Source organism: Indolivaga alginatilytica, from assembly GCF_003201355.1.
Taxonomy (GTDB): Bacteria; Bacteroidota; Bacteroidia; order Bacteroidales; family Dysgonomonadaceae; genus Dysgonomonas_A; species Dysgonomonas_A alginatilytica.
Genome location: NZ_QICL01000002.1, coordinates 139,906 through 161,782, shown reverse-complemented (window position 1 = coordinate 161,782; position 21,877 = coordinate 139,906). Strand labels below are relative to the sequence as shown.

23 protein-coding genes and 1 tRNA gene are annotated in these 21,877 nt (G+C 37.4%); 21 read left to right on the top strand and 3 right to left on the bottom strand.

Annotation, left to right across the window (positions count from 1 at the left end):
• The first annotated feature begins 3 nt into the window (after positions 1-3).
• The 13 genes from frr to CLV62_RS03340 all read left to right on the top strand — a co-directional run bounded on the left by frr (position 4) and on the right by CLV62_RS03340 (position 12,182).
• Positions 4-564, top strand: coding sequence for a ribosome recycling factor (frr, locus tag CLV62_RS03400; protein ID WP_110309390.1), 561 nt, complete (start codon positions 4-6; stop codon positions 562-564).
• 229 nt (positions 565-793) lie between these two features.
• Positions 794-2,038, top strand: a complete 1,245-nt coding sequence (locus CLV62_RS03395) for a DUF1015 domain-containing protein (protein ID WP_110309389.1) — start codon at positions 794-796, stop codon at positions 2,036-2,038.
• Between the two features lie 165 nt (positions 2,039-2,203).
• Positions 2,204-3,130 (top strand): ribosome small subunit-dependent GTPase A, encoded by a 927-nt coding sequence (rsgA, locus tag CLV62_RS03390; RefSeq protein ID WP_110309388.1) that lies wholly within the window; start codon positions 2,204-2,206, stop codon positions 3,128-3,130.
• Positions 3,111-3,521, top strand: coding sequence for a ribosomal maturation YjgA family protein (locus tag CLV62_RS03385; protein ID WP_245903991.1), 411 nt, complete (start codon positions 3,111-3,113; stop codon positions 3,519-3,521). Before rsgA ends, CLV62_RS03385 begins: the two co-directional genes overlap by 20 nt.
• Positions 3,522-3,576: 55 nt before the next feature.
• Positions 3,577-3,969 (top strand): hypothetical protein, encoded by a 393-nt coding sequence (locus CLV62_RS03380; RefSeq protein ID WP_110309387.1) that lies wholly within the window; start codon positions 3,577-3,579, stop codon positions 3,967-3,969.
• Entirely contained in the window at positions 3,966-5,408 is a 1,443-nt protein-coding gene (gene cls / locus CLV62_RS03375; protein ID WP_245903990.1) for a cardiolipin synthase, read from the top strand. The genes CLV62_RS03380 and cls overlap by 4 nt, the downstream gene beginning before the upstream one ends.
• Positions 5,409-5,410: 2 nt before the next feature.
• Positions 5,411-6,697 carry a bifunctional folylpolyglutamate synthase/dihydrofolate synthase gene (locus CLV62_RS03370; RefSeq protein WP_110309386.1) on the top strand — a complete coding sequence of 429 codons (1,287 nt, stop codon included), beginning with the start codon at positions 5,411-5,413 and terminating at the stop codon, positions 6,695-6,697.
• A gap of 409 nt (positions 6,698-7,106) precedes the next feature.
• Complete coding sequence (pstS, locus tag CLV62_RS03365; protein ID WP_110309385.1) at positions 7,107-8,168, top strand: phosphate ABC transporter substrate-binding protein PstS; 1,062 nt, start codon at positions 7,107-7,109, stop codon at positions 8,166-8,168.
• A gap of 42 nt (positions 8,169-8,210) precedes the next feature.
• Complete coding sequence (pstC, locus tag CLV62_RS03360; RefSeq protein ID WP_110309384.1) at positions 8,211-9,059, top strand: phosphate ABC transporter permease subunit PstC; 849 nt, start codon at positions 8,211-8,213, stop codon at positions 9,057-9,059.
• Positions 9,056-9,934, top strand: coding sequence for a phosphate ABC transporter permease PstA (gene pstA, locus CLV62_RS03355; protein ID WP_110309383.1), 879 nt, complete (start codon positions 9,056-9,058; stop codon positions 9,932-9,934). The genes pstC and pstA overlap by 4 nt, the downstream gene beginning before the upstream one ends.
• A complete protein-coding gene (gene pstB / locus CLV62_RS03350) occupies positions 9,919-10,698 on the top strand; it encodes a phosphate ABC transporter ATP-binding protein PstB (protein ID WP_110309382.1) in 780 nt (259 codons plus the stop codon). Before pstA ends, pstB begins: the two co-directional genes overlap by 16 nt.
• 124 nt (positions 10,699-10,822) lie before the next feature.
• A complete protein-coding gene (gene phoU, locus CLV62_RS03345; RefSeq protein WP_110309381.1) occupies positions 10,823-11,503 on the top strand; it encodes a phosphate signaling complex protein PhoU in 681 nt (226 codons plus the stop codon).
• Positions 11,487-12,182, top strand: a complete 696-nt coding sequence (locus CLV62_RS03340) for a response regulator transcription factor (protein ID WP_110309380.1) — start codon at positions 11,487-11,489, stop codon at positions 12,180-12,182. Before phoU ends, CLV62_RS03340 begins: the two co-directional genes overlap by 17 nt.
• A gap of 123 nt (positions 12,183-12,305) precedes the next feature.
• Here CLV62_RS03340 and CLV62_RS21655 read toward each other — a convergent pair whose 3' ends face one another.
• On the bottom strand, positions 12,306-12,515 hold the full coding sequence (locus CLV62_RS21655; RefSeq protein WP_170120007.1) for a hypothetical protein: 210 nt from the start codon (positions 12,513-12,515) through the stop codon (positions 12,306-12,308).
• Between the two features lie 413 nt (positions 12,516-12,928).
• Between CLV62_RS21655 and CLV62_RS03335 the strand changes: the two genes are divergently transcribed.
• Positions 12,929-14,656, top strand: coding sequence for a sensor histidine kinase (locus CLV62_RS03335; RefSeq protein ID WP_110309379.1), 1,728 nt, complete (start codon positions 12,929-12,931; stop codon positions 14,654-14,656).
• 154 nt (positions 14,657-14,810) lie between these two features.
• Complete coding sequence (yaaA, locus tag CLV62_RS03330; protein WP_110309378.1) at positions 14,811-15,572, top strand: peroxide stress protein YaaA; 762 nt, start codon at positions 14,811-14,813, stop codon at positions 15,570-15,572.
• Between the two features lie 57 nt (positions 15,573-15,629).
• Here the strand turns inward: yaaA and CLV62_RS03325 are convergent, their stop codons facing one another.
• The gene (locus tag CLV62_RS03325; RefSeq protein WP_110309377.1) at positions 15,630-16,094 is read right to left on the bottom strand and encodes a nucleoside deaminase; all 465 of its coding nucleotides are present in this window, start codon (positions 16,092-16,094) and stop codon (positions 15,630-15,632) included.
• Positions 16,091-16,306 (bottom strand): hypothetical protein, encoded by a 216-nt coding sequence (locus CLV62_RS03320; protein WP_110309376.1) that lies wholly within the window; start codon positions 16,304-16,306, stop codon positions 16,091-16,093. Before CLV62_RS03320 ends, CLV62_RS03325 begins: the two co-directional genes overlap by 4 nt.
• Before the next feature lie 230 nt (positions 16,307-16,536).
• Here CLV62_RS03320 and CLV62_RS03315 point away from each other — a divergent pair, with 230 nt between their 5' ends.
• The 6 genes from CLV62_RS03315 (at position 16,537) to CLV62_RS03290 (ending at position 21,876) form a co-directional block, all read left to right on the top strand.
• On the top strand, positions 16,537-17,292 hold the full coding sequence (locus CLV62_RS03315) for a CPBP family intramembrane glutamic endopeptidase (protein ID WP_245903988.1): 756 nt from the start codon (positions 16,537-16,539) through the stop codon (positions 17,290-17,292).
• Positions 17,293-17,296: 4 nt separating this feature from the next.
• Positions 17,297-18,508, top strand: a complete 1,212-nt coding sequence (locus CLV62_RS03310; RefSeq protein WP_110309374.1) for a DUF763 domain-containing protein — start codon at positions 17,297-17,299, stop codon at positions 18,506-18,508.
• A gap of 118 nt (positions 18,509-18,626) precedes the next feature.
• Positions 18,627-18,702 (top strand) — tRNA-His (locus CLV62_RS03305).
• Positions 18,703-18,805: 103 nt separating this feature from the next.
• On the top strand, positions 18,806-19,288 hold the full coding sequence (locus CLV62_RS03300; RefSeq protein ID WP_110309373.1) for a hypothetical protein: 483 nt from the start codon (positions 18,806-18,808) through the stop codon (positions 19,286-19,288).
• Between the two features lie 161 nt (positions 19,289-19,449).
• Positions 19,450-20,370 carry a hypothetical protein gene (locus CLV62_RS03295; protein ID WP_146212691.1) on the top strand — a complete coding sequence of 307 codons (921 nt, stop codon included), beginning with the start codon at positions 19,450-19,452 and terminating at the stop codon, positions 20,368-20,370.
• 213 nt (positions 20,371-20,583) lie between these two features.
• On the top strand, positions 20,584-21,876 hold the full coding sequence (locus CLV62_RS03290; protein ID WP_110309371.1) for a TolC family protein: 1,293 nt from the start codon (positions 20,584-20,586) through the stop codon (positions 21,874-21,876).
• Position 21,877 lies beyond the last annotated feature (1 nt).

Below are 21,877 nucleotides of genomic sequence, written 5' to 3'. Positions count from 1 at the left end.
CAAATGACAGACATTAAAGACTTCGAAAAAAAAGCTGAAGCCAAAATGCAATCAACAATTGAGTTTTTAGAAGAAACTTTGGCTCACATACGTGCAGGAAAAGCAAATCCTCGTATTTTGGATGGTATCAAACTAGACTATTACGGAAATATTACTCCTCTTACAGGTGTTGCTTCTGTTAATACTCCCGATGCCAGAACTATCGTTATCCAACCTTGGGAAAAGAATATGTTAAGCGAAATAGAAAAAGCGATTATCAACTCCGACCTTGGACTAAATCCCGATAACAATGGAGAAATGATTCGCTTATCTATTCCCCCTCTTACCGAAGAACGTCGTAAAGCACTGGTAAAACAATCGAAACAAGAAGCTGAAGATGCCAAAATCAGTGTCCGCAATGCTCGTCGCGATGTTATAGATGCTGCAAAAAAATCGGTAAAAGAAGGTACACCCGAAGATGTTGCTAAAGATGCAGAAGCTTCTATTCAAAAGATTCACGACAGATATATCAAACAAATAGATGAGTTGTTTGCTGCTAAGGAAAGAGAAATTATGACTGTATAAGTTTCAGTCTTTTCTTAAAAAGAAATAGAGAGTAAAGAATTTAGAGGTATAAAGCTCTTTATTCTTTACTCTTTTGCTATCTTACACACTTTATCAAGATATCAGACCTTATTAAATATAATAACTATAACCTAGGGTTATTTGAAGATGTATCCCTAAATAATTTTGATCAACTTAATATTCTTACATGAAATAAAACCTTTTATCCATCAATCTAAACACATCTCTTATGGCTACCGTAAAACCATTTAAGGGCTTACGCCCTCCTAAAAACATCATCAAAGAAGTTGCATCACGCCCTTATGATGTACTCAATTCTCTTGAAGCCAGACTTGAAGCGGAAGATAACGAGAAGTCATTATACCGAATCATCAAACCGGAAATAGATTTTGAAATAGAAATAGACGAGCATCACCCCGAAGTGTATGAGCGTGCAGTCAAGAATTTTCACAAATTTCAGGAAAGAGGGTGGCTCGTACAAGATGAGCAGGAAAACTACTATGTATATGCTCAAACAATGAATGGAAAAACTCAATACGGTTTAGTGGTTTGCTCTCATGTTGAAGATTACATGACGGGTAAAATAAAGAAACACGAACTGACCCGAAAAGATAAAGAAGAAGATCGTATGTTACACGTTAGCATGAATGATGCTAATATAGAGCCTGTCTTCTTTGCATACCCTGATAACAATGAATTGGATATAATTATAAAGCGAGCCATATCATCGCCTGCCGAATATGATTTTACTACTCCCGATAATGTAGGACATCATTTCTGGATAATAGATGATAAAAAGGATATAAATAATATAACCAATCTCTTTGCCCGAATACCTTATCTATATATTGCAGACGGGCATCACCGATCGGCGGCTGCCGCATTAGTAGGTGCAGAAAAGGCTAAGAAGAATCCCAATCACACAGGAAACGAAGAGTATAATTACTTTATGGCGGTATGTTTTTCGGCAAGCCAACTCAATATCATTGATTATAATCGTTTGGTAAAAGACCTCAATGGACTAACTCCATCTGAGTTTCTAAAAAAGCTAGAAGCTTCTTTCATAGTCGAAGAAAAAGGATCGGATATAATCCGTCCAACAGCATTACACAACTTCTCTATTTATGTAGATCACAAATGTTATAGTATAACTGCTAAGGAAAATACATATAATGATGATGATCCTATTGATATACTCGATGTAACCATTTCCTCAAAATATATTCTGGATGACATTCTTGGTATCAAAGATTTGCGCACCGACAAGAGAATCGATTTTGTTGGGGGAATAAGAGGCTTAAATGAATTGAAACAACGTGTCGACAGTGGAGAAATGGCTCTGGCAATGGTTCTCCATCCTGTTACTATGGAGCAATTGATGAGAATTTCAGATTCAAACAATATTATGCCTCCCAAAACTACCTGGTTCGAGCCAAAGCTTCGATCAGGATTGGTTATTCACAAGCTAAATTGAGGGACGCATTCTTAAATCATACAAGAATAAATCATTATTAGCACTTAATTTATACCTTTACAGACGAAAGAAATGTAGAGGTATAATGTCATACACCTACGGGAGATTAATTAATATCAAAAAGGTCTAAGACCTTAAGAATTAGAAAACAATGAAAAAAGCTTGATGAGAGGATTGGTTATAAAAAATACAGGAAGCTGGTATCTTGTACGAACAGATGAAAACAAAGATGTTGAGTGCAAAATAAGAGGCAGTTTCAGGCTTAAAGATATCAGAAGCACCAACCCGATAACGGTAGGAGATAGGGTATCTATTGTCATGAATGAAGATGGCACCGGTGTTATTACTGAAATTGAAGCCCGTAAGAACTACATCATCAGACGATCGTCTAACCTGTCGAAGCAATCTCATATCATAGCGTCCAATCTCGATCTGTGTTTTCTTATTGTCACCGTTTCAAAACCTGTGACTACGACTGTCTTTATCGATCGTTTTCTAGCCTCAGCCGAAGCTTACCGTATCCCCGTCAATCTATTATTCAATAAGATAGACATTTGCGATGAAGAGGAAATAGAATATATGGAAGCCCTGATCAACTTATATGAATATATAGGTTACCCATGCTTCAAAATTTCAGCAAGAAACAGCACCGGACTGGATATTCTGAATGATAAACTAAAAGACCGGATAACGTTATTCTCCGGACATTCGGGAGTTGGTAAATCAACTCTTATTAATGCCATAGTGCCCAATGCTACTTTGCGGACGGGTGATATTTCTAATTATCACGGAAAGGGAATGCACACAACTACATTCTCCGAAATGCTCGAGCTTCCACAAGGAGGTTTTATTATAGATACCCCCGGTATCAAAGGCTTCGGGACAGTAGACATGAGCCCCGAAGAGATAAGCCACTATTTCCCCGAAATATTCAAATTTTCGCACAATTGCCGCTTCAACAACTGCATGCATACCAACGAACCGGGTTGTGCCGTGAGAGAAGCCGTAGAAAACCACTATATCAGCGAAACCAGATATAAATCATATATTAATATCTTAGAAGACGAGACCAATGACAAATACAGAAAGTAAGGTCGCTATAAAATTTAGATTCGATCTTAAATCTTTTTTATGTTTTTTGCTTATATTTGTTATTGAGGTTATTATAGCTTTATTTGTAAAAGATAGTATTATCCGACCCTATGTAGGCGATATACTGGTGGTTATGTTAATGTACTATTTTTTCAAGACTTTTGTAAAAATGAATCCCCTGCCTTTGGCTATCGGTGTTTTATTTTTTGCATATGCTGTAGAAATCGGACAGTATTTCAATTTGGTTGAAGTTTTAAATATGCAGGACAATACCATCATGCGAGTAGTAATAGGTTCGTCATTCAGTTGGGTTGATATGTTTTGTTATACATTAGGTGCAGCTATCTGTCTGATATTAGACAGAAAAGATTGTGTATCTGTTCGTCCTTAGGGGAGAAGCTATAGGTCTGCGCCTACAAATAAAAGGTAGTAATAAATATTCGCTAATGATTCAACAAAGAAAAAAAGATTATTTACAACGGCTTATCGAAGATTTTTTTGCCAGGTTACATGAATTGATAGACGCAAAAAAAGACTTAGAATCTGTTTCTACCGAAAAGAAGCGGCTTATAAAGGAATGCTTTTTCCTTTTTAATAATGATTTCAACATCAGCCAGGAAGATTCGGCAGAGACTATTACAATAAAAATAGGTGATAATGATCTGATTGAACAATACGCAAAACTCTTACTAACTAAATACGAAATAAGTGATATAAAAGAAGCATATCAACTGCATATAGCTCTCGATCTGATAGAGTATCTCGAAGCTACTGACAAAACATATTCGTGGAACAGAACTATCTTAAAAGAAGATATACTTAGACTACTCGATGTATGAATAATATAATGGAAATTTTTTCGGCAAATAACTTCATTTTAGTATTCCAATTGCTATATGTACTTACGGCAATAGGAGTAGTAATAGTTGTTATTTCCGAGAATAGAAATCCATTGAAAACGATAGCATGGGTGTTAGTGCTTCTTCTGCTACCCTTAGTCGGACTTATTTTTTATTACTTCTTCGGAGAAGATCACCGTAAACAAAGGCTGATCTCCCGTAAGATGCACAAAAAGATAAATAGAAAAACGCTGGAACGAATTGAATTACTAGAAACGCTAAACCCACCCACTGAGTATAAAGGATTAATCAATCTGCTCAACAAGCAGAAAGATACGCCGCTTTACGGAGGCAATAAGATTACCTTTTATACAAATGGCATTGATAAGTTTGACGCCCTTTTCGAAGAAATAAGAAAGGCAAAGAAATATATCCATCTTCAATATTACATCTTTATGGATGATGTAATTGGCAATCAGGTAAAAAGCCTGCTGATGGAAAAAGCCCGGGAAGGCGTTGAAGTTAGAGTCTTATACGACGATGTAGGCTCATGGACTGCCAAAAGGAAATTCTATAAAGAGATGGCAAAAGCAGGAATACAGGTTACTCCATTTCTTAAAGTGGCATTTCCGCTACTTACCAGCCGTGTAAACTACCGTAATCACCGTAAAGTGGTGGTTATTGACGGCGAAGTTGGTTTTATGGGAGGAATGAATATTGCCGACAGATACATCAACGGAGTTAATGGCGGAGTATGGCGAGACAGCCACTTCAAACTCGAAGGAAAGGCGGTGCATGCCTTGCAAACTTCGTTCATTATAGACTGGTATGCTTCCCGCTCCGAATTTTTGGTGGCCAATAAATATTTCCCGCCGTTGACAGCAAAAGGTGATAATCTGATGCAAATTGCAACCAGTGGACCTGTCGGTGAGTTTAAGGAAATACATCAAGGCATATTTCAGGCAATAACCAATGCAAAGGACTATATCTATATACAGACTCCTTATCTGATACCTACCGATGCTATTATGCTGGCCATACAAACGGCTGCCATGAGTGGTGTAGATGTGCGGATTATGATTCCTAAGAAATCCGATACTACATTTGTGAATATCGCATCCCAATCGTTTATCAAGAACTTTTTAGATACTAAGGTTAAGATTTACTTCTTCACCGGAGGATTTATCCATTCTAAAATGATAATTATAGATGATGCCCTTACTATAACCGGATCGGCGAATATGGATGTGAGAAGCTTTGAACATAATTTTGAGATCGATGCCTTTGTCTACAATAATGATACTGCATTGACTGCTAAAAATATATTTCTGGATGATATGGAATCTTCTGAATTGGTCGACCCCGAAGAGTGGGATAAAAGACCGAGACACAGACGATTTTTCGAATCGATTTTCAGACTATTTACACCTCTTTTATAAAAATGAACTATCAAGAAACTCTGGAATATCTATATAGCCGGCTACCCGTTTATCAGCATGTTGGAGGAAGTGCCTACAAGGAAGGCTTAGACAATAGCTTGGCATTAGACAAGTACTTCGGACATCCTCATAAAAAGTATAAAACGGTACATGTCGGAGGTACTAATGGCAAAGGCTCGACTTCGCATCTGCTCGCTGCAATACTTCAACAGGCAGGACATAAGGTAGGGCTTTATACATCGCCTCACCTCGTTGATTTCAGAGAACGGATACGTGTAAATGGCAACAAAATATCAGAACAATATGTAGTCGATTTTGTAGCTAATCACAAAAGCCATTATGAACCGATACACCCCTCATTCTTCGAACTGACTATGATGATGGCTTTCTGCTACTTTGCAGAACAGGAAGTAGATATTGCTATAATTGAAGTCGGTCTTGGCGGACGCTTAGACAGCACAAATATTATAACTCCCGAACTATCGGTTATCACTAATATAAGTCTCGATCATACTCAGTTTTTAGGAGATACAATCGAAAAGATAGCCTACGAGAAAGCAGGCATCATAAAACCTCATATTCCTGTAGTTATAGGCGAAGCCGAGGGAGAAGTACGCAAAATATTCGAATCGAAAGCCGAATCGGTTGATGCTCCTATTATCTTTGCCGAAGATGAGAATCTGATATATGCAGCCGATAAGCTGGACAATGGTTCGTGGTTGTTTCAAACCAATGCTTACCCTAATCTGAAAGGCGAATTAGGAGGTTTACCTCAGATCAAGAATGCGGCAACCGTACTTTGTGCCATTGATGCCCTTCGCAAAAGAGGAATCCACACCACTATGCAATCGGTCTATACAGGCTTTTCACTGGTCACAGAAATTACAGGCCTTATGGGCAGATGGCAGATAATCAAACAGGCTAATCCTAAAATAATTTGCGATACGGGTCATAATGTTGGTGGTATCAAATACGTCTCAGAACAACTCCTTTCCGAGAAATACGACCGTCTCCATATTGTTATAGGAATGGTAAACGATAAAGATATAAGTCATGTACTGGCTCTCCTTCCCAAAGAAGCTATTTATTACTTTACAAGAGCAACAATCTCGCGTGCATTGGACGAAAATGAACTTGCCGATAAAGGTTCAGCTTTTGATCTGCAGGGAAATACTTTCCACACTGTAAAGTCGGCTATTGAAGCAGCACTCACCAATGCTAATCCTGATGATCTTATATTTATAGGAGGAAGCAACTTTGTTGTGGCAGAAGCTTTAGAATGCTTCTGATTAATAGAATCCGCAATTTTTTTTAACGCAAAGACGCAAAGCTTTTTCTTTCTTATCCGACAATTACAAACAAGATAATACTGTCTTGGCGACTTTGCATTTCATATAAAATCTGTAGTATCAGTGCACTCTGTGTTCTGATTTTACACTCTTAGCAGCTACGTCTCACAAACAAAACCCTCCCCTATCTGTTTATAAAATATACAGAACTCAATCTTTAACTATATTCTTAACCATTTCGTAACATTTCCTTGATGCAATTGTTGCAATTCTCCTATAATATTGCAACAAATTAAAAGGAAATAAGCAACAGTTAGTATTTTACTAACATTATTCAATTATAACTATCGGTTGCACTTATTTTTACAAAAACATTAAATAGGTCTGAGACCTTAAAGAAAAAGAAAATATGAAAAAATTACTATTCATTTTAGCAGCAGCTATCTCGTTGACAGCCTGTAATTCCAACAAAGGTGAAACAGCAAAACTATCGGGTGCAGGAGCCACATTTCCCGCTCCATTTTATAACATAGTATTCAAAAAATTCAGCGAAGCATCCGGTAACAATGTTACATACGGAGCTATCGGCAGTGGTGGGGGAATACGAAGCTTAAAAGACAAAACTGTAGACTTTGGGGCAACCGATGTATTTTTATCTGACGAAGAACTTAAAGAAATGGGTTCAGATGTAATACATATACCAACAGCACTTGGAGCAGTGGTTCTATCTTACAACCTTCCGGGAGTAACTGATTTGAAGCTGAGTTCTGAAATCATCTCAGATATTTTCAGAGGTAAGATTACAAACTGGAATGATGCTAAAATCAAAGCTATCAACCCAAACATTACATTCCCCAACAAAGAAATAACAGCAGTTTATCGTTCGGACGGCAGTGGTACAACTTCAGTTTTCTCTGAATATATGGCTAAAACCAACGAGGCTTGGAAAAACGAAATCGGCAGTGGTAAATCGTTGAAATTCCCTGTGGGAGTTGCAGCAAAAGGTAATCCCGGTGTAGCAGGAATTATTTCGGGAACAGAAGGTTCTATCGGATATATCGGTTCTGAATATGCATTGGCTCTGAATATTGCATCAGCATCACTACAAAACAGTTCTGGTAACTTTATCGCAGCTAATGATAAGAGTATCTCAGCATCGGCTGAAGCCGATCTTCCGGATGATACAAGACAAATCATTACCAACTCATCTAATCCTGAAGCTTATCCTATCAGTACTTTCACTTGGATTATTGCTTACAAGGAACAAAACTATAACAAGAAAACCGAAGTTCAGGCTAAAGCATTAGTGGCATTATTCGACTACATTATAAGCAAAGAAGGACAAGAGATTGCAGTGAAAACCCACTACGCTCCGCTACCTGCCAAAGCTTTGGAAAAGACAACGGCAATCATAAAATCAATCACATTTGACGGTAAAGCAATAGAAGTAGCTCAACCTGTTGCGAACTAAATAACAAAAAGGTCTGCGACCTAAAGACATTAATAAGTCGGAATGAAAGACAAGATTTTTAAATCAATATTATTTATAGCGTCATGCCTCATCTTGGTTCTGACAGCAGGGGTTATTTATGCTCTGGTCACCCAGAGCATAAGTGCTTTTTCCTCCTTTGGCTTGTTCAACTTTATAAGTTCAAGCGAATGGGATTCTGTCAATAACAATTTCGGAGCACTCCCTTTTATTACAGGCACACTTATTACAGCACTACTGGCATTATTTTTTTGTATACCCTTTTCATTATCAATTGCATTGTTCAATGGAGAGTATTTCAAACAAACCAAGATAGCAACCATAGTAAGTTCTATAGTCGACCTCCTAGCCGGAATACCTTCCATTGTATTTGGTCTATGGGGATTCTATGTTTTGCGTCCCATACTTATAGATATGGGTGTAAGCGCTCAGGGATTTGGCGTATTGCTGGCTTCAATTGTTCTGGCAATAATGATTATTCCTTACGCATCATCGCTAAGTACAGAGTTTATATCGATGGTTCCCAACGAACTGAAAGAAGCTGCTTACAGCTTGGGTGCTACCAAAATGGAAGTCATCAAAACGGTTAGCTTACCCGTATCTTTATCGGGTATCTTTGCCGCATACATATTGGCATTAGGCAGGGCATTAGGCGAAACAATGGCAGTGACTATGCTGATCGGAAACACCAATAATATACCAACTCATCTGTCGGATACAGGAAATACAATGGCGAGTATCATTGCTAATCAATTTGGTGAAGCTGACGGTTTGAAGCTGAGTTCGCTCATGGCTATCGGATTATTATTATTCCTGATAACAGCAACGATTAACTTTATAGCCAAGTATATATTGAAACTTGTAAATAAATGAAAAAGACAATATTCTCAACATCCCGATACAGACAACTCAAAAGTAAATTGTTCTTTTACGTTGTTTGCACCTTTTGCGGAATCACAATGATTCCACTATTCCTCATCTTGTGGGAACTGGTTAAGAAAGGATATAAACAATTCAATCTAAGTTTATTTACCGAAGTATCGCCTTCGTCAATGGATGCCATGCTGGCTAAAATCAGCAACGAGCCTATACCCGGAGGTATATTAAACGGACTGACAGGTACACTGCTTATCCTTTTACTGGCTATGATTATAGCTATTCCTGTAGGGATTCTTACCGGAATATATCTTGCCGAAAATCAAAAGAAAACTTTCACTAAACTCATAAGAAGCCTTTCCGATCTGTTGCAGGGTATTCCCTCTATCGTAATAGGTATTATAGTATATGTATGGGTAGTAAAACCAATGCACAGCTATTCGGCTCTGGCCGGTAGTATCGCACTTGCTATTATGATGTTACCCATGATTATCCGATCTACTGAGGAAAGTATCAAAATGCTGCCCACTTCGCTCAAAGAAGCAGGTTTAGCATTGGGAGGCTCATACACATCCGTAGTATTACAAATACTTGTACCTTCGGCTTTTGGAGGATTATTCACAGGTTCGCTACTCGCAGTATCGAGGGTTATGGGAGAAACAGCACCTCTGCTTGTTACCGTTTTGGGAGCATCCACTGTAAACTGGCATATAACCGAACCCACAAGTGCAATATCTTTATTGATCTGGGAATTTTACAACGACCCCAATCTTGCACCGCTTGTATGGTCTTCATCCTTATTACTTTTGTTAGTTGTATTAGGTATAAATATATTTGCTAAAAGCATTGCTAAAAAATGGAAAATTCAATAAATAACGATAAATATATTCTGGAGCTTAAAGATGTTTCGGTATCTTACAATCCTGAAAAGAAAGCGATAAAAGACGTAAATGCAACGATTAAGGAGCATACGGTTACGGCAATTATGGGACCTTCGGGATGTGGTAAGAGTACCCTTCTGAGAGCCATAAACAGAATGCACGACTTATATCCTGATATTAAAACTACAGGACAGATATTACTCAAGGGTGAAAATATTTTCGATATGAACCCCATGCGAGTAAGACGTTTGGCAGGCATGGTTTTCCAACGTCCCAACCCTTTCCCGACCATGAGTATTTATGATAATGTTCTGGCAGGATATAAATTAAATAATATAGGACTGAGTAAAGCTGAAAAAGACGAAGTTGTAGAAAACAGTCTGAAAAGTGTTGCTCTTTGGGATGAGGTAAAAGACTCGATGACTCAAAAGGGAAGTTTTCTTTCGGGAGGACAGCAACAACGTTTATGCATTGCACGTGCCATTGCTTTGAAACCTGAGATTTTATTGATGGACGAACCGACATCGGCACTCGACCCTATTTCTACAAACAGAATTGAAGACCTTATTCTGGAACTGAAACAGCAATATACGATAGTAATTGTTACACATAATATGTCGCAGGCCGCTCGTATATCGGACAACTCGATGTTTATGTATCTGGGAGAACTGATAGAATATGGTACAACAAAACAAATGTTTACCAAACCTAAAGATAAACGCACCGAAGATTACTTAACGGGAGTATTCGGATGAACAGTCAACAGCTAGCAGTTAACAATGAGTTGATAACTACTACCTGATAACCGATTGTGAACAACTAATAACTGATAATTAAAAACTGGTAACTGATGACTGTTACCTGATAACTGATAAAATTATGACAACCAATATAAAACTAAAACAACTTAAGGTATTACTTAATGATTTTGAGTTACTCTCGCGGACGGCTTTGTTGCAAATGCAAATTGCTGAAAAGGTATTGCAAGATCAGAGTTTAACAGCACTTTATGAGGAAGCCGAAGCAAATGAAATAATCATGGACAGGCTCGAAATAAAGATACGTGAAGAAGTTGTTTTCTCTATCTTTCAGTTTTCGCCAAAGGCTGCCGATCTAAGATTGATCATTACCTATCAGGATATAACAACAAATCTGGAGAGGGTTGGCGATATGCTATTGAATGTAATTCATTACACTAAAACGACATATCAGAATCAACCAGAATTTGAAGAAGAGAAAAAACAAATATACAAGATGCTGAAATCGGTAGATGAGATGCTTCGCAATGCAATATTCTCATTTTCGAACGAAGACACCCGTCTTGCCTATCAGGTGATAAAAGACGATGACAAGGTAGACCACCTTTTCTACCAAATCAGCGAATCGCTACAAAGTTCTTTTGCAAACAAGAGTTTGACGAAAGAACAGATTATGAACATTATGAATACAAGTGCAATAGCTCAAAACCTCGAACGTATTGGAGATAGCGCAACGAATATTGCCGAAGCAACAATTTATCTAACAGAAGGTAAAGACATTAGACATGGAAACAACGAATAAAGATATTTCGATCTTAATTGTCGACGACGAAATCGATATCAGGGAGATTCTACAGTTTAACCTCGAGAATGAAGGTTATAAGATAGATTTAGCAGAGTCTGCCGAAGAGGCAATTAAAAAATTAACGCCCGATCATAAATTAATACTACTTGATGTGATGATGGGTGGAATATCGGGATTTAAGATGGCAGATCAATTAAGAAAGTCGGGGAATTATACGCCTATTATATTTCTGACAGCCAAAGACACTGAGAATGATATGCTCACTGGATTCTCTATCGGCGGGGACGATTATATATCTAAACCCTTTTCTATAAAGGAAGTTATTGCCCGTGTTAAAACCGTATTGAAGCGTACAGCATTGCCGGTTCAAACAAATCAGGGAGATATTTTAAGTATCGGCAATCTAAGTATAGACATGGACATGAAAATAGTTTCGGTTAGTGGTAAGCCTATAGAGCTGACAAAAACGGAGTTCAATATACTTACTCTTTTAGTGAAAAATACAGGAAAGGTATTTTCTCGATCCGACATTCTGGCTAAAGCTTGGGAAGGAGACGGCATCGTATTAGAAAGAACGGTAGATGTGCACATAGCCCGTTTGAGAAAAAAAATAGGAGCATATGGCGATCATATTGTAAATAGAACAGGATACGGGTATAATTTTGTCTCTGAATAGGAATGTATATTTTTTTATTTATGCGATCAGTTGTTGAATTGTTAGTAATAAACGCTCTTTTTTACTGACGCACCCTATCGGGTTTGTCTTTCATTTTGCCTTGATGCAAAACGAAACAAAAGATCAAGACTGTGCCTTTTGCCCGACCCGATAGGTGCTCCGAAAGCGAAAACAAAAAAATACGTTTGAGTCTGATATCTTTTTGTTTTTTACGCTTTCCTCCCACATCGGGTACCCCGTGCAACCGGCAAGGTCGCTAGCCTGACGGGCGTAAGCAAAGCCGACATTAACTTCGGGGGTGAGGCATCTGTTCGTTGTAGGGGCGTATTGCATACACCCGAAAAGCAAAATATAACGGAAAAATGCCCCTACAACAAACAATCTTTGATTGCGCGTAGGAAATTAATAACTTAAAAGAGCATTTTATATAATAAAACTACTGATTCGAGTTACTTATTTGCATATTTATCTATCTATAAGTAAATGAGAGCATTTAACGTCATATTTTCAAATTACACAGTATCTGAAAAAGAAACAGTTCAAAAAGTGTTACTTTTGTAACTTTTGTAACCTTTTTAGACATTACATACTCATTATCAAACGTTTGAAAAAGTGACAAAAAGTATACAAATGAGGCATAATTGTCACTTTATTGTATAACTTAATGTATAGTAAGTGTAACCAATGTGTACTTATTTTTATAAAATTAACGGGTGGAACAAGCCCTACCCTACAAATAAAACGATATGAAACTAAATTACAAACAACGGATATTCGGATTCATGCTAATCCTTTTTGCCATCTTTTCGATATGTATTATTATATCAGAGCAAAAGCAGGAAAAAAAATACAGAACGGAAGCTCTCGAATCGAAACTCGATGGTTATGTGGAGATTATCCATCAATATATTGCTCTGAATCAATCGGGAGACGGCAATATGGCACATGTCGATGAATTAATTAAAATTCTACCTAAAGACATAAGGGTCACTATTATAAACGGAGAGGGGAATGTGCTTTACGACAAAGATGTTTCCGATCTGAAGACTTTAGACAATCACCTCAACCGTCCCGAAGTCAGAAAAGCCCAATATCAGGATTTCGGAGCAAATATCCGCATGTCGTCTTCTACGCAACACGAATACCTGTATTATGCAAAATACTTTCAAACGTATTTCATTCGGGTTGCTTTGCCTTATAATGTAGAAACTCAAAGTTCGCTTCAAGCTGATAACTTATTTATATACATCGTAATAACACTATTTATTATTATATTGATATTAGTAAATATAGCTGCAACCCGCTTCGAGAATTCCATTATTAAACTAAAAGACTTCACTTCAAGAATAAAAGAGGGTAAACCTTTGCCCGAAGACACTAAATTTCCGGATGATGAGCTGGGAGACATCAGTAAAGAACTGGTACACATATTCAATGAAATAGAAAACAGTAAACGCAATGTAGAAATAGAACGTGAAAAGCTGATCCAGCATTTCCAATATTCGGAAGTCGGCTTGTGTATATTTACGGCTGAATTCCGGAAAATATATGCCAATACACATTTCATTCAATTTGTAAATCTTATAGCCACCCACCCCACGTTTGACGTAAATTCGTTATTCGAGAACGAGGCATTTAAACCCGTATTGGAATTCTTAAACAACAGAAGAAAAGATCAGAATTATTCTGCATCACAGTACGAAGTCGGTGGAAAAATTCTTTCGATACAGGTTATCGTTTTTGATGATAAATCGTTCGAGATTACGATCAGAGATATAACAAGAATAGAGAAAAACCGTCTTTTGAAACAGGAAATGACCAACAACATTGCACACGAGCTGAGAACTCCTGTTACAAGCTTACGTGGTTATCTTGAAACTTTAAACGAACAGCATCTGCCCGAAGATAAGCAAGCCTTCTTTATAAGCCGGGCCTATCTCCAATCGATACGCCTCTCCAATCTGATAGAGGACGTGAGCCTTATCAGTAAAATAGAAGAAGCTCCTGCACAATTTGTGATGGAACCGGTAAACCTTTCCCTTCTATTGGATGAGCTAAGAATAGATATGGCCAGTAAGCTAAAGGAAAATGACATTGCTCTTTCTATTTCCGTAGATAAAGAATTGGTTATACACGGTAATTACACCTTGCTGTACTCGATATTCCGCAATCTGATGGATAACTCCGTAAACTATGGCGGAGCAAATATCGAAATACACATCAACAACTATATGAAAGACGAGAAATATGTGTATTTCTCCTATTATGACACAGGAGTTGGTGTAGGCGAACAGTATCTGGGTCGTTTATTCGAGAGATTCTACCGTGTAAACGAAGGGCGTACCCGAGATTCGGGAGGCTCAGGGCTTGGATTGTCTATTGTAAAAAATGCCGTATTACTTCACAAAGGAGAGATTCAGGTTAAAAACAGATTGGATGGAGGATTGGAATTCTTATTCAGCTTGTTAAAATAAAGAGCATTTATTTGTAGGGGTGAACCTGTGTGTGTTCACCCAATTCGCGGCAGACACACAGGTCTGCCCCTACACAAAAAAATGAAAGGCATGAGACCTACTTGGCTGATAAGAAACAAGAAGTTATATTTGTAGTAAAGAAAAATAGAAACTTATGATAATAACAATCTCCCCAGCCAAGATATTGGACTTTGAGAGTCCGGCAACCATTGAGAAAAAAACAAAACCTTTATTCGAAAAAGATGCCCATTATTTAAACGATATACTGAAAGATTTATCAGCCAATGAAATAGGTACACTAATGAATATCAATCCTAAGATAACACTCGATGTTTATCAGTATGTGCAATCTTTCGGAATCGGAAGGGCACAAAAAAAGCAAGCTGCTTTGGGTTACAACGGAATGGTATATCTTGGCTTAAACAGTAAAACATTTACCGACAGCGATTGGGAGTTCGCACAAAAACACCTCACTATTTTATCGGGATTATATGGAGCTTTAAGACCTCTTGACATTATACATCCTTATCGTTTGGAGATGCACACCAAAGTGGTTAATGACAGAGGAGCCGATCTATATGCTTATTGGAGAAAGACTTTAACCGAATATCTGGCTAGGCAACTTAAAGCCAATGGAAATATCTGGCTCAATCTGGCATCGAATGAATACAGTAAAGTAATCGACAAGAAAGCTCTTGGCAAGAAGGTACGCATTATTACACCATCTTTCAAACAAGACACTCCTAAAGGCTATAAGCAGATAGTAGTATATGCAAAAAAGGCAAGAGGCTTGATGAGTCGTTTTGTAATTCAAAATCAGATTACAACCATCGAAGATTTAAAACATTTCGATACCGAAGGGTATTCGTTCTCTCCTTCCTTATCCAATGGTGATGATTGGGTATTTATAAGGTAAGGGCGGCTCAGCCCCTTTTGTATTATTTCATTGAGTCGCTGGATGCAATGCGGAGCCTCAAAAGGGTCTTCGATCCCGTTTGCTTTTGAAGAAGTCTTGCATCAGTTGGGCACATTCCTTTTCAAGGACACCTGATACGATCGTGGTTTTAGGATGTAATGACTTAGGGGAGATCATCGAATAACCCTTTTTGTGATCGGCTGCCCCGTATACAATTCTCGTAATCTGTGACCACCCCAAAGCACCTGCACACATAGGGCAAGGCTCTACCGTTACATAGAGAGTACAATCAATGAGATATTTTCCGCCTAATACATTAGCGGCGGCTGTTATAGCCTGCATTTCGGCATGGGCAGTTACATCATTCAATGTCTCGGTGAGGTTATGGGCTCTGGCTATAATCCGGTTCTGGCACACTACAACCGCCCCGATAGGCACTTCGTCTTTCTCGTACGCATACTTAGCCTCATTAATAGCCTGACGCATAAAGGACTCATCGTTAAGTATAGCTGTTGCTGTCATCGGCGCATTTCATTTTCACCAAAAAGGGTGGGATAATCCAATTCCAGATTTTTGAGAACATGAGCCAATACAGTCTCTCGCAGCCACCGCGATTTATTGGATATCTTATACTTTTTCATATATAAAGATATCAGATTATACTCTTCATCACTCAATGAAAAGTTTGCTTGTTTGGTGCGAATCGCAGCCGTCAATTTCTGTTTTGGCTTCATTGGTGCAAAAATAACTAGCTTTAAGCGAATATAAAAATAAATTAATCGTTTTTAAAGCCACAGACCTTTTTGAAGCTTTAATAGATATAACAACCATAACTATTTATAGTTGTAAAAGACAGTCGTAAATAGTTAACAATGCCTATGATCTCATATTCTAAGAATATCAGAACAAAGAGATATAATCAGAACGATTTTACTACTATATTTGTATAGGCTATAATTTGAAAATGATGGATAAATCGATACTCAAACCCTTCTGGCGAAACTTCCTTACATACAATTGGAAATTTGGTCTTCTACTGATACTTCTATTCGGTATACCCCGATTTATCATAGTCCTTCAAGCAAATATCTCCGGAAGCTATGGTTTGGTGTCTATCATATTCATGCTTATGTGGATTACACCGTTTATCCTTTTGAACAAAGAGGGAAGAAAATACATCGGCATAAAAAAGCCTCAGAATTATAGATGGCTACTATATTCTTTCCTGATCGGGATAGCCTTTTGTTCCTTTATGTTTATAAGCTCGAATCTATTATTTGGAGACTCCATAAACAATAGCTTTATATACATTTCAAAATCATATACCCTTCCGGCAGGCGAACTAACAGCAACTAATAATCTGATACTATTTCTTACATTCTCACTTACGGGTATGACTTTTAGCCCGATTGGAGAAGAATTTTTATATAGAGGTGTAATCCATGGCAGCTTTGTCGAAAAGTACGGCGAACAAAAAGCTTCCATATTCGATAGTCTGGCATTCGCATTGACACATTTAGCCCATTTCGGCATTATCTATAATTTAGGTAAATGGGATTTCTTATTTATACCTGCCCTGCTTTGGGTAGCAAGCATGTTTATTGCGAGTCAGATATTCTTTAAATGTAAAGAAATGACAGGTTCAATATGGGGAGCCGTAATCTGCCATGCAGGTTATAACTTCGGGATGATGTATTGGATCTTCTATCATATATTTTAAGTCGATGAAAAGAGGACATGCCGATTTACCCCTACACTACGGAACTGTACCGCCTTGGCTTGCACAACGCATGAGCCATCTGGGTGGGGCTATTGTAGAGGCTATCGTCATAGAATATGGACGTACTGCCCTATTACAGAAACTGAGTGATCCGTTTTGGTTTCAGTCCTTAGGTTGTGTGTTAGGTATGGACTGGCACTCTTCGGGCATCACAACATCGGTTATGAATGCTTTAAAAAAAGCCATCAATGTCCGTTCTGCCGAATTAGGTGTATATATTTGCGGCGGAAGAGGAAAAGCCTCACGGCAAACTCCTACTGAATTATTAGCTGTTGCCAACCGAACAGGACTAAATGGTACAGAACTCGTTACTGCCAGTAAGCTATCCGCTAAAGTAGATAATACGGCAATACAAGACGGATTTCAACTGTATCTTCACTCATTTGTAGTCACCGTTGAAGGCGAATGGGCAGTTATACAGCAAGGTATGAATCCTAATGAAAAGATGGCACGCCGTTATCACTGGATGTCCGAAAATGTGAAATCATTTACCGAAGAGCCACATTCTTATATTTATGGGAAGAATCAAGGGTTAATTCTAAATCTCACAGACAAAGACGCCCGACCTCTGAAAACGGGTATACTGGACTTGACAAAGGAAAACCCCGATCAGTTGATGCGTGAAATATCATTGATAATGCCGCGACACCACGAGGTGAAAGCAAAAGATGTTAATCTGAAACGTTTGGGTGCCGCTCTGGCATTGGCTCACGAAACGAATGTACAGGACATAGAATCACTACTACTTTTGGAAGGTGTAGGCCCTCGTACCGTACAATCACTAACATTGGTGAGTGAAGTTATACATGGTTCGCCCTCACGATTTTCAGATCCTGCCAGATTTAGTTTTGCTCATGGAGGTAAAGACGGGCATCCGTTTCCCGTTCCATTGACTATTTATGACGAAACTATTGAGATATTCGATAAGGCTGTTCATCTTTCCAGTTTAGGCGAAAAAGACAAGTCGGATGCTCTTAAAAACTTATCAAAAATTGCTCAGGAGATGGAGCGTGGATTTACTCCAAACAATAATTTTGATGCTATCGTTCAAAAAGAGAGAGACGAATCGTACCTTTACAGAGGTAAAACAGTCTTTGGAGACGCTAAAAAGCCAGATAAGCCCAAAGGAAATATTCAGCTCAATTTATTCGATTAAGCTGAGTTACAACCCTTAGCCCTCAACTAAGAAAGGGATATTCTTTTTTGATGATTTTTTTCGCATAAACGTCTTGTTTGAGTAAAAAATTTATATATCTTTGCACCGCAAACAAAATGGTGATTGTAGCTCAGTTGGTTAGAGCGCCTGATTGTGGTTCAGGAGGTCGCGGGTTCGAGCCCCGTCTTTCACCCTTAAGCACAGGAGCATTCTTGATTCATTTCAAGAATGCTTTTTTATTTCACTATTTTTACATACGTTTGTAATAGTAAGTAAGCTAAACTAAAATTACACTATATGACTAAAAAATTATTAAATCTGACTAAAATCGCATTATTAATATTCTCGATTTCTTTTTTGTTGGGGTCTTGTACTAAGGAAAACACTTATTTTGTAGATCCTCAAGGAGACTTTGCATATGTGTTACTTAAAGACAATATAACAATTAATGCTAATCAATGGAATTGGGATCCTATAACTGGACGGTATAAAGCATCTGTGTCTTTTCCCGAATTACAGAAAAATGATTATGAAGCAGGGATGGCAGTAGGAAATATATACATATTTGATAACGATGGAAAGGAAAACGTATTACCTTTACCTTATATTAGATCATACATAGAAAATGATATCCCATTTACTGAAACTATTTCTTGTGCATTATCATATGATAAAAAGAATGTTGAATTTTACATTGAATCTTCGGATAAATTCGAAGATCCTGCAGCTCGTGTCAAATACGATTTCAAAGTTGCTCTTATCTTCAACTTTACATATTAATAAAGAGACATATTTTATTTAATCATATAGTAACGCCTGTAAATTACAGGCGTTACTTTTTAACACAACCATCATAACAATTAACAAATACATAAAACTATTTTTAACTTAAGTAACTTTCATTATATTTGTAATTATATCAATTTTTTAATGCAAATTTTATGAAGAATCTATTTTTATTGATTTTATGTATTTTTACTTTTTCATCATGTTCGAATGATGGAGAGATTTTCACTAGTACTAGTGTTAGTAATGAATCTGTTGATTCAAAACCAGTGTTGAAAACAATGGAATTTAGCTATAAAGGCAAATTCTATTCTTCTGAATATTATGAAGAAGGTGATTCAGTAATTATTTTGGACTATGAAACACAGATAACCTATAACAAACTTGGTAAGAATGAAAATAAGCTTGTAGTTGTTAGCGATGATAATCAAATTACTTATTTTGATAACGAGTCAGAATATCTAGAATTTGAAAAATCAAAGCCTCAATTAAGAGCTACAGATTCACGAATTTACATGAGAGTAGTTGTAAGATTATATAAGAATTATGATAGCTTTTTAACTCCTACAACTTCTATGCTAATAGAACTTACTTATAATTTTCCTCGTATATCTAGTTCTGATACCACAAAAGATGTAGATCTAGCCTTATATCCCGATTTAAGAGTTTATGGTCATAATGATAACATATCATTAGCAAAAGTCTCTTTGACTATAGGTAACATGACTCCCTCTTGTAATTATAGAGGACAAGCAGCTTTGCATATGTGGGAACACATAAACTATGGAGGTGAAAATATATCAAACTATGCTTCTACTGCTTGGACCGATGGGCAATATGGACCAATGAAACCTGGTGAGGAAAAGAGTATATCTACTGATTTCAAGGTTAAAGCGTACAGAAAATATAACGGAGATGGTTTTAATGATATAATTTCATCATTAAAGATTGTATTGACATATACAAATATGAATGAGGCTACTACTAGAGAACCCACGAGTGGTGGTAGGACTAACACCGAAAATGAAAATTCTACTTCTTCTGAAACAAGTAGACCCACTAATAGTAGAGGCTAAGGCTCTAATTTAATTATATTTTTCTTAAAGTCCTTATAATTTAATTCCCCCCTAAAAGTTGCATCCAACCTTTAGGGGGGGGGGTAATTAAATTTCACAACGTTTCTTTTCTAATCCTATTCTAATCTTGCCTTAACAAACTTCTAATACACCTCAAAAACGCCTCTAATCTTAGGACGATATATTTGCAAAATAAAATATCGACTCCTAAAGATGAAAAAATATCTATTACTTCTGCTGAGTATTTTCAGCCTGACAAATATCAAAGCACAAGAACCACAAGTGCTACAGCTCTCAGCTGAACAGGTTGAAGCATTATTCCTAAAACAAAACCTGCAACTTATAGCCGAGCATCTAAATATCGATATCGCAGATGCCGCTATTGTACAAGCTAAATTATGGGACAACCCCGAAATATCTGTCGGACAAATCAACCTTTGGAGTACTGACAGACAACGTGAAGGTGAGAAAGAAGCTATTCCTCCCCTATTCGGGTCTTTTGCCCGAAACACGCAATTCTCAGTTGAACTAAGCCAACTAATCCAGACAGCAGGAAAAAGAGGTAAACTTGTAAAGCAAGAAAAAATCTCTAAAGAAATAGCCATTCAAGAATTTGAAGAAGTATTCAGAGGACTTAAAGTTGAACTCAGAAAATCAATCAACGAAATAGTTTATCTACAAGCATACCAAAAAGTTTTAGCACAGCAAGAAGAGTCTTTAGGGCAATTAACCATTGCCTATCAAAAACAAGTAGCACAGGGCAATATTGCCAAAAGCGAATTACTCAGGTTACAATCGGCTTTACTTGAATTGGAAAATGAGGCTAATGACACTCAAATAGATCTAAATGAACAGCAGAAAGGTCTTAAAACTCTGCTTAATGTTCCTCCTTCGGTTGTCATCGAAATAATAGATAATACAAAAACGGTTCAAGATCCCACTAACTTATCATTAGCTGAGTTATTAGCTATGGCTTCGGAGTATCGCCCTGATGTGAAAGCATCCAGATTACAAACTCAGTATCACGAAAAGTCATTGGCTTATGAAAAAGCACAGCGCATTCCCGATATTACAGTAAATGCCAATTACGACCGCTATGGTGGTGTATGGAAAGACTTTGTTGGTTTTGGAGTTAGTTTCGATATACCCTTTTTCAATCGTAATCAAGGAAACATAAAAGCCGCCCGCATAAACAGAGACCAAAGTATTCATTTGGCAGAATTACAACAAAATCAAGCACAGCACGAAGTTGCCGAAGCATTCGGAAATTATGCTTTAGCATACCGATTCTATAAACGTGTAAGTGAAAACAGTCTATTATCGGAACTAGACGGAATGCTCACCATATATACAAAGAATCTATTAAACAAAAACATCAGCATGCTTGAATATATAGACTTTATGGATTCTTATAAAACGAATAAAGAAACCCTTCTTTCGGCAAGAAAGAAAGTCGATACACAATTTGAGGAACTACAATACACAGTGGGCTCTGAAATAAAATAAG

Excerpts from the sequence above, each read along its gene's own strand:
- CLV62_RS03300 (WP_110309373.1), top strand. The coding sequence starts at position 18,806 with ATGACTAAAAAATTATTAAATCTGACTAAAATCGCATTATTAATATTC.
- CLV62_RS03320 (WP_110309376.1), bottom strand. The coding sequence starts at position 16,306 with ATGAAGCCAAAACAGAAATTGACGGCTGCGATTCGCACCAAACAAGCA.
- CLV62_RS03290 (WP_110309371.1), top strand. The coding sequence starts at position 20,584 with ATGAAAAAATATCTATTACTTCTGCTGAGTATTTTCAGCCTGACAAAT.
- CLV62_RS03310 (WP_110309374.1), top strand. The coding sequence starts at position 17,297 with ATGAAAAGAGGACATGCCGATTTACCCCTACACTACGGAACTGTACCG.
- pstC (WP_110309384.1), top strand. The coding sequence starts at position 8,211 with ATGAAAGACAAGATTTTTAAATCAATATTATTTATAGCGTCATGCCTC.
- CLV62_RS03315 (WP_245903988.1), top strand. The coding sequence starts at position 16,537 with ATGATGGATAAATCGATACTCAAACCCTTCTGGCGAAACTTCCTTACA.
- CLV62_RS21655 (WP_170120007.1), bottom strand. The coding sequence starts at position 12,515 with ATGCAATACGCCCCTACAACGAACAGATGCCTCACCCCCGAAGTTAAT.
- pstB (WP_110309382.1), top strand. The coding sequence starts at position 9,919 with ATGGAAAATTCAATAAATAACGATAAATATATTCTGGAGCTTAAAGAT.
- CLV62_RS03335 (WP_110309379.1), top strand. The coding sequence starts at position 12,929 with ATGAAACTAAATTACAAACAACGGATATTCGGATTCATGCTAATCCTT.
- phoU (WP_110309381.1), top strand. The coding sequence starts at position 10,823 with ATGACAACCAATATAAAACTAAAACAACTTAAGGTATTACTTAATGAT.
- CLV62_RS03370 (WP_110309386.1), top strand. The coding sequence starts at position 5,411 with ATGAACTATCAAGAAACTCTGGAATATCTATATAGCCGGCTACCCGTT.
- rsgA (WP_110309388.1), top strand. The coding sequence starts at position 2,204 with ATGAGAGGATTGGTTATAAAAAATACAGGAAGCTGGTATCTTGTACGA.
- CLV62_RS03395 (WP_110309389.1), top strand. The coding sequence starts at position 794 with ATGGCTACCGTAAAACCATTTAAGGGCTTACGCCCTCCTAAAAACATC.
- CLV62_RS03325 (WP_110309377.1), bottom strand. The coding sequence starts at position 16,094 with ATGACAGCAACAGCTATACTTAACGATGAGTCCTTTATGCGTCAGGCT.
- pstS (WP_110309385.1), top strand. The coding sequence starts at position 7,107 with ATGAAAAAATTACTATTCATTTTAGCAGCAGCTATCTCGTTGACAGCC.
- CLV62_RS03385 (WP_245903991.1), top strand. The coding sequence starts at position 3,111 with ATGACAAATACAGAAAGTAAGGTCGCTATAAAATTTAGATTCGATCTT.
- CLV62_RS03380 (WP_110309387.1), top strand. The coding sequence starts at position 3,577 with ATGATTCAACAAAGAAAAAAAGATTATTTACAACGGCTTATCGAAGAT.
- cls (WP_245903990.1), top strand. The coding sequence starts at position 3,966 with ATGAATAATATAATGGAAATTTTTTCGGCAAATAACTTCATTTTAGTA.
- CLV62_RS03340 (WP_110309380.1), top strand. The coding sequence starts at position 11,487 with ATGGAAACAACGAATAAAGATATTTCGATCTTAATTGTCGACGACGAA.
- yaaA (WP_110309378.1), top strand. The coding sequence starts at position 14,811 with ATGATAATAACAATCTCCCCAGCCAAGATATTGGACTTTGAGAGTCCG.
- pstA (WP_110309383.1), top strand. The coding sequence starts at position 9,056 with ATGAAAAAGACAATATTCTCAACATCCCGATACAGACAACTCAAAAGT.
- frr (WP_110309390.1), top strand. The coding sequence starts at position 4 with ATGACAGACATTAAAGACTTCGAAAAAAAAGCTGAAGCCAAAATGCAA.
- CLV62_RS03295 (WP_146212691.1), top strand. The coding sequence starts at position 19,450 with ATGAAGAATCTATTTTTATTGATTTTATGTATTTTTACTTTTTCATCA.